Consider the following 12801-nt stretch of genomic DNA (forward strand, 5'->3'; position numbering starts at 1 on the left):
AGCGCTTGTCATGTCCCGACTAGACGGCCGAATCACCAGTGATAGCGCGGAGTTATCGCCGGTTGCCATCATCCGCGCGCCCGTCCCGCTCCCGGACACTCGGCCTGGTTCCCGGCAACCCACCGGGGACGCCCCCCATGAACGGACGAGCAGGAGCCCCCCCATGAGACACCAGAAGACCGTCGTCCTGTCCACCGCCCTCGGCCTGGCGCTCGCCGGCCTCGGCGCGATCCCCGCCACCGCCGCCGCCCCCGCCCAGGGCGCCGCGACCGCCGCCACCGCGTCGCACGCCGACTACGCGGGTTCCGCGAAGGCCGCCGCGAACAACAAGGCGTTCTACGACGCCGTCATGAAGTCCGTGGCCAAGAAGCGGGCCGCCCACCCGCTGGCGGCCTCCGTCACCGTCTACTACAGCACCAGCAACGCCCCGAGCTTCCGTTCCCAGATATCGCAGTCCGCGCAGATCTGGAACTCCTCGGTGCAGAACGTCCGCCTCGCCGAGTCCTCCTCCGGCGCCGACTTCCAGTACTACGAGGGCAACGACCCGCAGAACGGCTCGTACGCCTCCACGGACGGGCACGGCAACGGCTACATCTTCCTGGACTACTCGCAGAACCAGCAGTACTACTCGGTCCGCGTGGTCGCCCACGAGACCGGCCACGTGCTCGGCCTCCCCGACCACTACTCGGGCCCGTGCAGCGAGCTGATGTCCGGCGGCGGCCCCGGCACCTCGTGCCGCAACGCCTACCCGAACAGCCAGGAGAAGTCGCGGGTGAACAGCCTGTGGCGCAACGGTCTGGCGTCGGCCTTCAAGCCCGCGGCCTGAACCACGGCCCGGACCGCCGGGCGGTGACCGCGGGGGTGCGGTGACCGCTCTGGCAGCATGACCCCCATGAGTGTCTCTCCCCGTCGTCCCTGTCCCTTCTGCGGCCGTGCCGTGGCCGTGGTGGCGGGCCGGTACGTACGGCACGACCCCCGGACCCGTGACGGCGGGGAGCTGACACTGTGCCCCGGCTCCAAGCGGGGCGCCCCCTCGGACGCCGCGCAGCGCACCCTGGACGGCTTCGAACTCGCCCCGTTCCCGGGGCAGCTGCCGCTGTTCTGAGGGCGGCGCGCGCCACCGGCCCTCACCGCCCGGCGGGCGCGCCCCGCACCGGCGAGGCGATCGCGCGGGCCGCGCGGACCTCCTGGCGCAGGGGGCCGAGGACGCCCTCCTCGTCGCCGGGGAGCTCCGCCCGCACCTCCACCAGCGTCGCGGAGGCGCGCAGGCCCCCGGCCAGGGCGCGCAGTTCGCGGGCCGCGTCGGCCACTTCGGCCGCGGTCGGCCCGGGGGCGCCGTGGTTGACCCGGACCCGCGCCGCCGTCGTCGCGTCCACGATCCGTTCGGCCGCCACCACCAGCGGCCACCACGCGGCGGCCCGCGCCCCGGTGGGCGGCGGTTCGGTCAGGGCGCGCTGGAACTCGGAGCGCACCACGGACAGGTCCCGGTAGATGCGGCGGCGCCGCCGCACCCGTTCGGCCTGGTCGGCGCCCGCGAACGCGCACTCCACATAGCCCGCGGCCTCCTCGACCGCGTCGGCGAGCCGGTCCCCGATCCGGGTGTGCCAGCTCTCGGGCCACAGCAGATAGCCCGCCACCAGCGCGATGCCGCAGCCGATCAGGCTGTCCCACAGCCGGGGCAGCACGAGGGCGAAGCCCTGGTGGTTGAGGAGGTCCGAAAGCAGCAGGATGACGGGGGTGATGGCGGCGGTCTGGAAGGCGTACCCCTTGGCGGAGAACGCCGGGATCAGGGCCGCGAGCACCACCATCACCGGCACGTCCCACCAGCCGCGCGGCACCTCGGAGAGCACCGCGGCGGCCGTGACGAGGCCGAGGGCGGTGCCGAAGGCCCGCAGGACCGCGCGCGAGAACACCGAGCCGAAGTCGGGCTTGAGGACGAAGGTGACGGTCAGCGCCACCCAGTACGAGCGGGGCACCGCCACCAGCGACACCAGAGCCTGGGCGAGTCCGATGCAGAGCGCGAGGCGCAGCCCGTAGCGCCAGGACGCCTGGGAGAGCAGGACGTTGCGGGCGCCCCGGCGCAGCCGGATGCGCAGGGCGGCCGGACGGCCGAGCCGGTCGTCGACGTTGTACGGGTCGGGGTCGGGCTTGTGCACGACGACGGCCGCGTGCCGCAGTGCCGTGTCCACGGCCCGCTCGGAGGGCTTGCCGGGTTCCGGCAGGGCGAGCTGGGGCACCGGCCCGGTCCGCTCGTTCGCCACGGCGTCGGCCAGCTCCCGTACGGCGGCGGGGATTTCGGGGGGCAGCGGCCGGCCGCGCAGATGGGCGGCGGGGGCGGCCTCGACGAGCGGGATGACCACGTTGAGCTGGGCGAGCAGGCGCACCAGCGGGCTGCGCCGTCCGTGGTCGCGGGTGCGGCGGGCGAGCACCAGGTCGTAGGCGGTGTTGAGGGACTGGGTCACCGCCTGCCGCTTCGCGTCGTACGCGCCGGTGCCCGCGGCCTCCAGGAGGTCGGCGGCGGCCCGGTAGGTGTCGGCGACGGCGGCGCGTTCGGGCCCGCGGCCCCGCAGCGGCCAGCCGAGCAGGGTGAGCAGCAGGACGAACAGGCCGCCGAGGGTGAGCAGCAGCGGCGCCTTCCACCACGGCGAGGGCATCGGCAGTCCGGCGCCGACGACCGCGTTCAGCAACAGCAGCAGCCCCGAGACGGAGGCCACCGCGCCGATCGACGAGATCATCCCGGAGACCAGCGCCACCAGGGTGAGCGCGCCGACGGCGAGCCAGCCGTCGCCGTACACGAGGGTGCCGAGGGTGACGCCGATCGCGCCGAACAGCTGGGGCACGGCGATGTTGAAGACGCGCATCCGGTAGGCGTCGGCGGTGTCGCCGATGACGCCGGAGAGGGCGCCCATGGAGACCAGGGCGCCGTAGGCGGGCCGGTCGGCGGCGAAGCCGACGGCGAGGGGGACCGCGAGGCCGGCTCCGGCGCGGGCGACGGCGGGCCACGGGATGGGGGTGCGCTGCGGACGCAACCCGCTGACCAGCCACTCGGGCGGTGTGAGCCGTACTCGTCCCCGGCCCTGCGGGTCCTTGTCCACGTCGAGCTGTGCACCCATGGGATCAGTATGCGATCACGGCGATTGGACCCTTTTGGGCGGGTGTCCGGGGCACAATGGATCTTTGTGCCGCGAGTGGTGCGGGGTCGGTGGCCGAATTCTTTTCCACAACCTGTGGAAAAGAATTCACGCCCGCGCGCACGGCCCACGCGCCCGCACCCGGAACCGCCCGCACATCCGCACCCCGTCCCTCGCCCCGCCCCTACGGCACGAACAGCGTCTTCCCGCGCGCCCCGCCCGCGCGGTTGCGGGCCAGCGCCTCCGGGGCCTTCTCCAGCGGGTACTCGCCCTCCACCGGCATGTGCACCTGCCCCGCCCCGGCCGCGTCGGCGAGCGCTTCGAGCAGGGCGCCGTCCGCGCGGAGCTGGAAGTTCACCCCGCGTCCGGGCGGCGCGGCGGACCGGGTGCTCAGCGCGGTGCCGCCCGGCCGCAGCAGCGCGGCGTGCGCGGCGAACGACTCCGGGTCCGCCGACGCCAGGTCGACGACCGCGTCCAGGCCGCCCGGGAAGGCCCGCCGGCACGCCTCGCGCACCGACTCCTCGGTGGTGTCCACGGTGAACTCGGCGCCCAGGGCGCCCATCCGCTCGCGCTCGTCGCCGCGCACCGCCGCCACCACCCGCAGGTCGCGGGCGGCGGCCAGCTGGGTGAGGGCGCTGCCGATGCCGCCCGCCGCACCCACCACGAGCAGCGAGTCGCCCGGCTCCAGGGCGACCCCGGCCCGCAGGATCTGCAGGGCGGTCATCCCGGCCGTGGGCAGCGCGGCGGCGGCCCGCAGGGCGAGCCCGTCCGGCACCCCGGCGATCGCCGCGTCCTGCGGCATGATCACGTACTCGGCGAAGGTGCCGGTGCCCAGCGGCGTCCGGCCCGCCTGCCCGTACACCGCGTCACCGACCACGAACCGGTGCTCGCCGGGCCCGACCACGTCCACCCGGCCGGCGAAGTCGACGCCGAGCACGAGCGGGAAGACGTGCGGGACGCGGCCGTCGAAGAACCCCTCGGCCACCTGCCAGTCGAACGGGTTGAGCGCGGCGTACTCGATCTTCACCAGCACTTCCCCCGGGCCGGGCTCCGGCTTGGGAACGTGGATCACTTCCGGGTCGGCCCTGAAGGCCCGTACCGCGACAGCGCGCATGGTGACGCCTCCTGCTCGGGCCCCCCTCGCCTTCGACTGGTCCGATCCTGACCCACGGTGCGGCGGCGCGCACCCCGGGCATTCACCCTCCGTACAGAGCGAGATCCACCAGGAGCGCCCGGTGGTCGGTGCCGCGCAGCTTCAGGAACCGGGAGGAGCGGGCCCTGAAGTCGGCGCCGCTGACGAGCACATGGTCGATCTGGGTCCGAAAGGGTGTCGCCCGGTCGGCGGGCCAGGAGTACGTACGGGCGTGGCCGGTCAGCCGGGCGCTGTCGTGCAGGGCGCCCGCGGCGAGCACCGAACGGAACACGGCGTGGTCCTGGGAGGCGTTGAAGTCCCCGGCCAGGATCACCGGCCGCCCCCGCGCCGCCGCCGCGAACTCCCGCACCCGGCCCAGCTCCCGGCGCCACGTGCCCTCCTGCCCCGGCAGCGGCGGCATCGGATGCGCCAGCTGGAGCAGCACGTGGCGGCCCGCCACCACCGCGACCGCGCCCGGCATCGCCATCTCCGAGGGCAGTACGGGCCCGGCCCGCAGCGGGAAGCGGCTGAGGAGGGCGGACCCGGCCGAGCCGTCCTCGCGGACCACGTCGCGATACGGGTACGCCGCCCGTGGCACGCGCCGGGCCAGCGCGTCCGCGCAGCGGAAACCGCACTCCTGCACGAAGACGAGGTCGGGCCGCTCCCGGCCGATCGCGGTGATCAAGTCGTCGGTGGCGCCGCTGAATTCGACGTTCGAGGTCAGCACCCGCACCTCGGCCAGGAGCCGGCCGTCCGGGCGCGTGCCGTCGGCGCCGTACGGCTGAATGAACCAGGCCGTCACCGCGAGCACGGCCGCCGCCCACCCCGTCCCGGTCCGCCACCGCCCGAACGCGGCCAGCGCCAGCGCGACCGCGCCCGGCGCCAGCAGCCACGGCAGGAACGCGAGCAGCTGGGGTACGGGGGTGACGCCGTCGGAGCCGGCCGCCCGGCACCCCACGACCACGCTGACCACCGCGAGCAGCGGCGCGGCCGACACCGCCGAGACCCGCCGCCACGCGTGCGCCCGCGGTGCGGTGCCCAGGATGTCCAAAGGGACCCTCCCCGTCTACGGGTCAGCCGTGCTCCGCGCACCTCAAGTATCCGCTCCCCGGCCCCGGACGACGAGGAAGACGGCCGTACGGGGGAGACGGCCGTACGGGTCGGTGGTGCGGCAGGGCTCAGACGGCGGGCGGGGGCGGCGGGGCGCGCCGGGCCCGGCCACCGGCCCAGCAGGCCGCCGCCAGAGCGAGACCGACCGCGACCGCGCACCACGCGGAGGTGGACAGGGCGTCGGTGAGGGCGTCGTAGACGTCGGCCGCCGTGCCCGGGTCGGCGCGCGGCGGCAGGTCGGCGATGGTGAGGACCCGGCCGAGGGCGACGAGTGCGCGCAGCCCGAGACCGCCTGCGGCGAGGCCCAGGCCGACGGCGGTGACGGAGGTGCGCACCCGTCAAGGGAACCCCGGGTTGCCGGGCGGGGCGCGCGGGTGTGGGCTGTATGGGGGAACGGAAGGAGTCTCGCCATGTCCGCACACGCAGCGATGCCCGCAGGTCCGGCGCGACGGCACAGGACCCCCGCGCTCGGCCTCTCCCCCGCGCTGATGGCCCTGCCGGTGGTGATCGGCGTCTGCTACGGCTTCTGGGCCGCGTCCATCAGCCGCCGGGGCGGCGAGGTCACCGGCGCGAACATCGCCCTCGGCCTGGTCTCGGGCGCGGTCGTCGCCGCCCTCGGCCTCGCCCTCCTGACGATCCAGAACCGCCTGCCGCGAGAGGCCCGTGCCCTGGCCTACGGAGCCCTGTTCGGCGCGGGCACGGGCTTCCTGTACGCCCAGTCCGGCGAGAGCGTGTTCGGCGCGTCGATGATGGGAGCACTACTGGGCGGAGGAATGCTGGCGGCGGCGTTCTACGTCTTCTACACGAGAGAACCCTGAGCAGCCGCGCCTGCTGGAGCAGCGGGTTCGGGGGCACGGGGAACGACGCGAGAAGCGACCACGACCCGCAGACGGGGTGCTTCTGAGGGGCGCGGGGAACTGCGCGAGCAACCCAGCACGGCCCGCAGGCGACGGCGGGTTTCCCAGGGGCGCGGGGAACTGCGCGAGAAGCGACCACGGCCCGCGGACGAAGGCGGGTTTAGAAGGGGCGCGGGGAACTGCGCGAGAAGCGAGCACGGCCCGCAGACGGGGTGCTTCTGAGGGGCGCGGGGAACTGCGCGAGCAACCCAGCACGGCCCGCAGGCGACGGCGGGTTTCCCAGGGGCGCGGGGAACTGCGCGAGAAGCGACCACGGCCCGCAGACGAACCCCCGGCCTAGAAGGGGCGCGGGGAACGGCGCGAGGAGCGACCACCGGCCCGCGGACAAAGCCCCGGCCTAGAAGGGGCGCGGGGAACGGCGCGAGGAGCGACCACCGGCCCGCAGACGAACCCCCGGCCCAGGGAAAACCGCGCGACCAGCCACAGGCGGCCCGCAGACAAACACCCAAGCCAAAGCACCGCACCCCCGCTACACTCCCCCCATGACCTCCATGCAGCCCCGATGCTGGCGGCGCTCCCCCTAGGAGCGGCCACCCCACCTGCACGCCTGCATGACCAAGGGCCGTTCGCCACGGACGGCCCTTTCCCACGCCCGGACCCCGGCGCCGCACCCCGCACCGGAACCCCTCTGGACCCCGTGGCCGTCCCCCGGACCGCCCGCCACCCACTCCAGAGAGGACCCGCGGACATGCCCCGCATCCTGACCGGCGACCGCCCCACCGGCCCCCTCCACCTCGGCCACTACTTCGGCACGCTCCAGAACCGCGTACGCCTCCAGGACGAGGGCGCGGAGGTGATCCTGGTCGTCGCCGACTACCAGGTGATCACCGACCGGGACCTGGCCGACGACCTGGTCGGCCACACCCTCGGCCTGGTCCTGGACTATCTGGCCGCCGGCATCGACCCCGCCCGCACCACGGTCTTCAACCACAGCGCGGTCCCCGCCCTCAACCAGCTCCTGCTCCCCTTCCTCAGCCTGGTCTCGGTGGCCGAGCTGGGCCGCAACCCCACGGTCAAGGACGAGATCGCGCATTCGCGGCAGTCGGCGGTGAGCGGGCTGATGTACACGTACCCGGCCCACCAGGCCGCCGACATCCTGTTCTGCAAGCCGGACCTGGTCCCGGTGGGCCAGGACCAGGCGCCCCACCTGGAGGTGACCCGGACGATCGCGCGCCGCTTCAACGACCGTTACGGGCACGTCTTCCCCGAGCCCGACATCCTGCTGTCGGCGACCCCGCTCCTGCTCGGCACCGACGGCACCAAGATGAGCAAGTCGCGCGGCAACTCGGTGCCCCTGGGCGCCACCGCCGACGAGACGGCCGCGGTCATCCGCCGCGCGACCACCGACGCCGACCGCCGCATCACCTACGACCCCGAGAACCGGCCGAACGTCGCCAACCTGCTCCAGCTGGCCGCCCTCTGCGGGAACGGCGACCCGCACGAGATCGCGGCCGAGATCGGCGACGGCGGCGCCGCCGCGCTGAAGGCGCGCGTCACGGACGCCGTGAACACCTTCCTCGCCCCGATGCGCGCCCGCCGCGCGGAGTACGCGCGCGACCTCCCGTACGTACGCGAGGTCCTGCGCGAGGGCAACAAGCGCGCCAACGACATCGCCGAGGCCACCCTCGACGAGGTGCGCGCCGCGATGGGCGGGTTCCGCTAGCGGGCTCGCGGGCCGAAACGGGCGGGCGGGCGGGACCGCGGACGCCGCCGGCCGCCGGGCCGGACCGTCTCCGGGGCGCACCCGTCCGCACTCGAACAGGCGGCGCTGGCGGCCGGCCGGTCCCTGACCGACACTGTGGCGATGGTCGCGCTCGGACCGCCCGCCGAGCGCGACCGCACCCATCCGGACGCGCGCTCCGAGCTCGAAGTCGCCCTGCGGTTAAGGCTGTTGGGGCCGGAGGCGGGTGCGGTACGGGAGTGGCGGCCGGGGCGGATGTGAGCGGGGGGCGCGACACCCCCGTCGCCGTACCGTTCCCGGGCCCGCCCCCGTACCACCACCACCCTCCCCTCCCTCACCTTTTGTCCCCCCTCGTCACTCGCGTGGCGGAACGTCCCACCTCCACTTAGCGTGAGGAAAGGGCGCCATCGTCCCGTGAGGAGACGTACGCCATGGGCCGTCACACCAAGGACGCCGTCGAAGAAGGCAGGGCGGAACGCATCGCCGCAGCTTCCGGAGCCGAGGAGGATCCCGGCGCGGCGGGCACGGCCGCAGGACCGGCCACCGGCACCCGGGGAGCGGGCGCGGCCACGGCCGCCGCCGGGCAGACCTCCCACGCGGGCGCCGCCCACGAACACCGCTGGCTGGTCCTCGCGGTCATCGGGGTCGCCCAGCTGATGGTCGTCCTCGACGCCACCATCGTGAACATCGCGCTGCCCTCCGCGCAGAGCGATCTCGGCTTCAGCGACGGCAACCGCCAGTGGATCGTCACCGCGTACGCCCTCGCCTTCGGCTCGCTGCTGCTGCTCGGCGGGCGCGTCGCGGACCTGGTCGGGCGCAAGGCCGTCTTCCTGACCGGCCTGGTCGGCTTCGCCGTCGCCTCCGCGATCGGCGGCGCCGCGCCCAGCTTCACCGTCCTGGTCATCGCCCGCGCGCTCCAGGGCGTCTTCGGCGCGCTGCTCGCCCCGGCCGCGCTGTCCCTGCTGACCACGACCTTCACCGACCCGAAGGAACGCGCCAAGGCGTTCGGCATCTACGGCGCCATCGCGGGCACCGGCGGCGCGGTGGGCCTGCTGCTCGGCGGCCTGCTCACCGAATACCTCAACTGGCGCTGGTGCCTGTACGTCAACCTGCTCTTCGCGGCCGTCGCCTTCCTCGGCGGGCTGCGCCTGCTGCACCCGGGTGCCCCCGCCGACCGCCCTAAGCTCGACATCCCCGGCACCCTGCTGGTCTCGGCGGGCCTGTTCTGCATCGTGTACGGGTTCTCCAACGCCGAGAAGCACGACTGGAGTTCGCCCCAGACCTGGGGGTTCCTGGCGGCGGGCGCGGTCCTGCTGGTCGCGTTCGTGGCCTGGCAACTGCGGGCCGCGCACCCCCTGCTGCCGCTGCGCGTGGTCCTGGACCGGGACCGGGGCGCCTCGTTCCTGGGCATGTTCATCTCGGGCGCGGGCATGTTCGGCGTCTTCCTGTTCCTGACCTACTACCTCCAGCAGATCCTGCGCTACTCCCCGGTGAAGACCGGCCTGGCCTTCCTGCCCATGGTCGCGGTGATGATCGTGTCCTCGGTGATCGCGCAGAACAAGTTCGTCCCCAAGCTGGGCGCCAGACCGATCGTGCCGCTGGGCATGGGGCTCGGCGCGGCCGGGCTGGTGTGGATGACGGCGCTGGACGTCGACAGCACCTACGCCGCCCACGTCCTGCCGCCGCTCCTGATCATGGGCATCGGCATGGGCCTGATCTTCGCCCCGGCGATGAACCTCGCCACCGCCGGAGTCGCCGCCCACGACGCGGGCGTGGCCTCCGCGATGGTCAACACCAGCCAGCAGGTGGGCGGTTCGGTCGGCACCTCACTGCTGAACACCCTCGCCACCAGCGCCGCCGCCAGCTATCTCGTCGGCAAGGAGCAGACCCCGCAGGCGCTGGCCAAGGCCCAGCTGCACAGCTACTCCACCGCGTACTGGTGGTCGGCGGGCTTCTTCGCCCTCGGCCTGCTGGTCACCGTGATCCTCTACCGCAAGGGCCCACCCCACCCGCACCCCACGGAGGGCGGAGACGCGGGCCCGGTCCACATGTGACCCGCGCGGGGGCCCGAAGGGCCCGCCCCGGGGGCGGGCCCTTCAGACGAACAGGAACGCGGACGCCGTCGCGGCCCCCAGCCCCGCCCCCGCCACCACCTGCCCCACGGTGTGGTAGCTGAGCGCCACCCGGGACCAGCACACGGCCACGACCGGCCCGTACGCGAGCAGCCACAGCGGCTGGTGCTGCACGGCGGCCAGCAGCGCCACCAGCGCCGACGCCACCGCCGAGTCCACCGAGATCTTCCAGACCGTGTTGACGGCCAGCAGCCCGATCGTCATCACCCACAGCGCCAGCATCGCCGCGAGGATGCCGACGGGGGCGTCCCCGAGGACCATGACCAGCGAGCCGGTGCCGATCGAGCCGAGGATGACGAAGAAGATCGGCGCCCGTTTCGTACGGTCGACCACGTGCCGGTCGCCCCAGGTGCCGCGCCCCCGCTCCCACTCGATGTACCCGGCCGGGATCAGCCCCGCGCAGAGCGCGCCCAGGAACCCCCACAGCAGCCCGGTCCAGTCGCCCGCCGCCGCGAGCCCGATGCCCAGCATGCCCACGAGCAGGCAGTTGCGGGGCTGGAGGACGTTGGTGACCGCGAGCGCCACGGGGCGCCGGGCGGGATCGTCCAGTCCGGACGTCCGGCTCTCGATGGTGTCGCTCACGCGGTGGCCTCCCGTTCCGCGGTCCGTTCTGGGGCCCGTTCCGCCGTCCCGTCGGCGGCCCGCGCCGCCGCCAGCACCGCGCGGGCCCGGCCGTCGTCGATCGTCCGGTACGCGGCGGCGACCCGCACCAGCCGGGCGACCTCGCCGTCCTGGTCCGTGGCGTGCTGCGGCTCGATGGCGGCGGCCGGACCGGCGGCGGCGCCCCCGGCCTTGGCGGCCAGCGCGGCCTTGATCCAGTGCGCGTCGGCGAGCGGCCCGTTCCGCTCGGGCCGGTCCTCGCGGGCCGCGCGCTTGGCGGCGTCCACGAGCCCGTCCGGCACATAGTGGCGCAGCTTCTCCACCGCGTCCGCGATGTCCGCGGCCCAGCGGTCGACGCGCAGGTCGGCGGGGGTGTCGAAGCGGGTCAGCTCACGCGCGAGCGAGGCCGGCGGCTCGAACGGCTGGTTAGGGAACGCCGTCATCAGCTCGTGCCAGAGCGGGTGCAGCCGCGCCTGCGCCCGCCACAGCCGCACCCGCCGCCAGCCCTTGCTGAACGCCGGGATGGACGCGCCCAGCGCGAAGAACGCGAACAGCACGATCTGGGAGGCTTCGGTGATCTCGTCGAAGTGCAGCGCGAACCGCTTGCCCGGCTGGTCGACGACGCTCACCCACAGGAACAGCGTCCGGCTGAGCGTGTAGGCGACCCCGATGAACATGGCGAACGTCATCATGCCGAGCCCGGCCCGCAGATGCCGCACCCCGGTGTTCCGGGTGGCCAGCGCCCACTGGTACGCGCACACCGCCGAGGACGCGCCCAAGTACAGGTAGAACACGCTCATGTAGAGCGTGGCGCCCCACTGCCCGGCGTGGTCCGACACGAACCGGTCGGAGGGCACCGAGCGGTCCACCACCGTGAAGAACAGCACGGTCAGCAGCACCAGCGTGGCCACGGACGCCTTGGCGGCGACCCGCTGCACGGTCCGCGCGAACCGCACGTGCCGGGGGATCGCGCCCTCGTCCGGGAAGTGGCCGTAGATCGCCACGATGTAGCTGAGGATCGCCAGGATCGCGATCGTGGCGGTGTAGTGCTTGATGAGGACGGCGAGGTCGGTGACCTCGCTGTCGTTGAGCGTGATCCGTACGATCTTGGTCTTGGTCCACAGCGCGACCGCGAACCCGGCGTAACAGCCCCACAGGGCCCGCCGCCTTCTGTCTTCCTCGTCGCCCCACAGGGCGGCGGGCATCCGCCACAGGGCGACGGCGGTCATCAGCGCGGCTATGAGGTAGCCGGCGAGGTCGAGCGGAGTCATCGGGGGGAATTCCTCGGGGGCAGGAATGGGGACGGGGGTCGTTCGCGGGGAAGGGCGGTTCTTGTGCGCGGGTGGGGATCAGTCTCTGCGGAACAGCCGGCCGAGCCCGCGCCGCCGGTGCGCCACCGGCCGCGACAGCGAGTTCGCCAGCCGGCCGACCATGTCGTCGCTGGTCACGTCGAGCGCCATGCGGGGGATGAGGGAGGCCCCGAACTCGGCGACGCGCTCGTCGTGGGTGTCGTACTGGGCGCGGGCCTGGACCGTGGCGCCCGAGCTCACCACCCGCTGGATCAGCGAGGTGTCGAAGACCGGCAGCAGCGCCTTGAGCTGCGCGGCGTCCAGCGTGGTGCCGTGGTCGAACCACTCGTGGCACAGCTCGTGCAGGATCACGTGCTGGGTCTGGTAGTCGGTGGGCCGCCGCCGGTAGAGGACGAAGCTGGTGTCGCCGGACTTCAGCCGCAGCCCGCAGGCCGCGTTGACCCGGGCCAGCCGGTCGGGCAGCTCCCGCAGCACGATGGTCCGGCCGCGGGCCTCTTCCATGTTCTTCACCAGCGCGGGGACGCTGAACGGGGCCGGGATGGGGAGGTCGGCGAGTCCGGCCTCGCACTCTCTCCGCAGCTCCCGCATGGACATGGAAGTCTCTCGGTCCCTCTGGGCGTAGTCACGCTGTACGTATGGACATGCGATCGACCGGTTGGACATGTGAGCGATCGGCGCATCTTAACGAATCAGGGTGAATACGGGCTTACCGCGAAACGGGGATTCGGTGAAGGCGGACACGGGCTGACACTTTCGTGAACCGCGTGCGGCGGCCGGGTCCCGCCCTG

12 protein-coding genes are annotated in these 12801 nt (G+C 73.7%); 5 read left to right on the forward strand and 7 right to left on the reverse strand.

All coding sequences use genetic code 11. The features are described 5' to 3' along the window. The first annotated feature begins 163 nt into the window (after window positions 1–163). Together snpA and AB5J87_RS18630 are read left to right on the forward strand one after the other, a co-directional pair. Window positions 164–826: a snapalysin gene (snpA, locus tag AB5J87_RS18625; protein WP_369377922.1), complete on the forward strand. Its 663-nt coding sequence runs from the start codon at window positions 164–166 to the stop codon at window positions 824–826. Window positions 827–892: 66 nt separating this feature from the next. After that, on the forward strand, window positions 893–1105 hold the full coding sequence (locus AB5J87_RS18630) for a hypothetical protein (protein ID WP_369377923.1): 213 nt from the start codon (window positions 893–895) through the stop codon (window positions 1103–1105). Window positions 1106–1127: 22 nt separating this feature from the next. On the opposite strand, the gene AB5J87_RS18635 is transcribed toward AB5J87_RS18630, so the two are convergent. The 4 genes from AB5J87_RS18635 to AB5J87_RS18650 all read right to left on the reverse strand — a co-directional run bounded on the left by AB5J87_RS18635 (window position 1128) and on the right by AB5J87_RS18650 (window position 5708). Continuing rightward, window positions 1128–3113 carry an FUSC family protein gene (locus tag AB5J87_RS18635; RefSeq protein ID WP_369377924.1) on the reverse strand — a complete coding sequence of 662 codons (1986 nt, stop codon included), beginning with the start codon at window positions 3111–3113 and terminating at the stop codon, window positions 1128–1130. A gap of 202 nt (window positions 3114–3315) precedes the next feature. Beyond that, window positions 3316–4245: an NADP-dependent oxidoreductase gene (locus AB5J87_RS18640; protein ID WP_369377925.1), complete on the reverse strand. Its 930-nt coding sequence runs from the start codon at window positions 4243–4245 to the stop codon at window positions 3316–3318. Window positions 4246–4327: 82 nt separating this feature from the next. After that, a complete protein-coding gene (locus AB5J87_RS18645) occupies window positions 4328–5305 on the reverse strand; it encodes an endonuclease/exonuclease/phosphatase family protein (protein ID WP_369383579.1) in 978 nt (325 codons plus the stop codon). Window positions 5306–5441: 136 nt separating this feature from the next. After that, window positions 5442–5708, reverse strand: a complete 267-nt coding sequence (locus tag AB5J87_RS18650; protein ID WP_369377926.1) for a hypothetical protein — start codon at window positions 5706–5708, stop codon at window positions 5442–5444. A gap of 75 nt (window positions 5709–5783) precedes the next feature. On the opposite strand from AB5J87_RS18650, the gene AB5J87_RS18655 reads away from it, so the two are divergent. The 3 genes from AB5J87_RS18655 to AB5J87_RS18665 all read left to right on the forward strand — a co-directional run bounded on the left by AB5J87_RS18655 (window position 5784) and on the right by AB5J87_RS18665 (window position 10025). Beyond that, window positions 5784–6191: a hypothetical protein gene (locus AB5J87_RS18655; protein ID WP_369377927.1), complete on the forward strand. Its 408-nt coding sequence runs from the start codon at window positions 5784–5786 to the stop codon at window positions 6189–6191. A 787-nt stretch (window positions 6192–6978) separates the two neighbouring features. Next, entirely contained in the window at window positions 6979–7953 is a 975-nt protein-coding gene (trpS, locus tag AB5J87_RS18660; protein ID WP_369377929.1) for a tryptophan--tRNA ligase, read from the forward strand. 449 nt (window positions 7954–8402) lie between these two features. Further along, on the forward strand, window positions 8403–10025 hold the full coding sequence (locus tag AB5J87_RS18665; protein WP_369377930.1) for a DHA2 family efflux MFS transporter permease subunit: 1623 nt from the start codon (window positions 8403–8405) through the stop codon (window positions 10023–10025). 42 nt (window positions 10026–10067) lie between these two features. Here AB5J87_RS18665 and AB5J87_RS18670 read toward each other — a convergent pair whose 3' ends face one another. From AB5J87_RS18670 to AB5J87_RS18680, 3 genes are all read right to left on the reverse strand, one after another. Continuing rightward, on the reverse strand, window positions 10068–10673 hold the full coding sequence (locus AB5J87_RS18670; protein ID WP_369383580.1) for a hypothetical protein: 606 nt from the start codon (window positions 10671–10673) through the stop codon (window positions 10068–10070). A gap of 8 nt (window positions 10674–10681) precedes the next feature. After that, window positions 10682–11974, reverse strand: a complete 1293-nt coding sequence (locus tag AB5J87_RS18675) for an MAB_1171c family putative transporter (RefSeq protein WP_369377931.1) — start codon at window positions 11972–11974, stop codon at window positions 10682–10684. Window positions 11975–12052: 78 nt separating this feature from the next. Continuing rightward, complete coding sequence (locus AB5J87_RS18680) at window positions 12053–12607, reverse strand: toxin (RefSeq protein WP_369377932.1); 555 nt, start codon at window positions 12605–12607, stop codon at window positions 12053–12055. Between the last annotated feature and the right edge of the window lie 194 nt (window positions 12608–12801).

The sequence above is a fragment of the Streptomyces sp. cg36 genome (assembly GCF_041080675.1).
Classification (GTDB): Bacteria; Actinomycetota; Actinomycetes; order Streptomycetales; family Streptomycetaceae; genus Streptomyces.

What these genes read in the sequence shown, in the direction of transcription:
- snpA (WP_369377922.1), top strand. Translation starts at nt 164, where the DNA reads ATGAGACACCAGAAGACCGTCGTCCTGTCCACCGCCCTCGGCCTGGCG.
- AB5J87_RS18630 (WP_369377923.1), top strand. Translation starts at nt 893, where the DNA reads ATGAGTGTCTCTCCCCGTCGTCCCTGTCCCTTCTGCGGCCGTGCCGTG.
- AB5J87_RS18635 (WP_369377924.1), bottom strand. Translation starts at nt 3,113, where the DNA reads ATGGGTGCACAGCTCGACGTGGACAAGGACCCGCAGGGCCGGGGACGA.
- AB5J87_RS18640 (WP_369377925.1), bottom strand. Translation starts at nt 4,245, where the DNA reads ATGCGCGCTGTCGCGGTACGGGCCTTCAGGGCCGACCCGGAAGTGATC.
- AB5J87_RS18655 (WP_369377927.1), top strand. Translation starts at nt 5,784, where the DNA reads ATGTCCGCACACGCAGCGATGCCCGCAGGTCCGGCGCGACGGCACAGG.
- trpS (WP_369377929.1), top strand. Translation starts at nt 6,979, where the DNA reads ATGCCCCGCATCCTGACCGGCGACCGCCCCACCGGCCCCCTCCACCTC.
- AB5J87_RS18665 (WP_369377930.1), top strand. Translation starts at nt 8,403, where the DNA reads ATGGGCCGTCACACCAAGGACGCCGTCGAAGAAGGCAGGGCGGAACGC.
- AB5J87_RS18675 (WP_369377931.1), bottom strand. Translation starts at nt 11,974, where the DNA reads ATGACTCCGCTCGACCTCGCCGGCTACCTCATAGCCGCGCTGATGACC.
- AB5J87_RS18680 (WP_369377932.1), bottom strand. Translation starts at nt 12,607, where the DNA reads ATGTCCATGCGGGAGCTGCGGAGAGAGTGCGAGGCCGGACTCGCCGAC.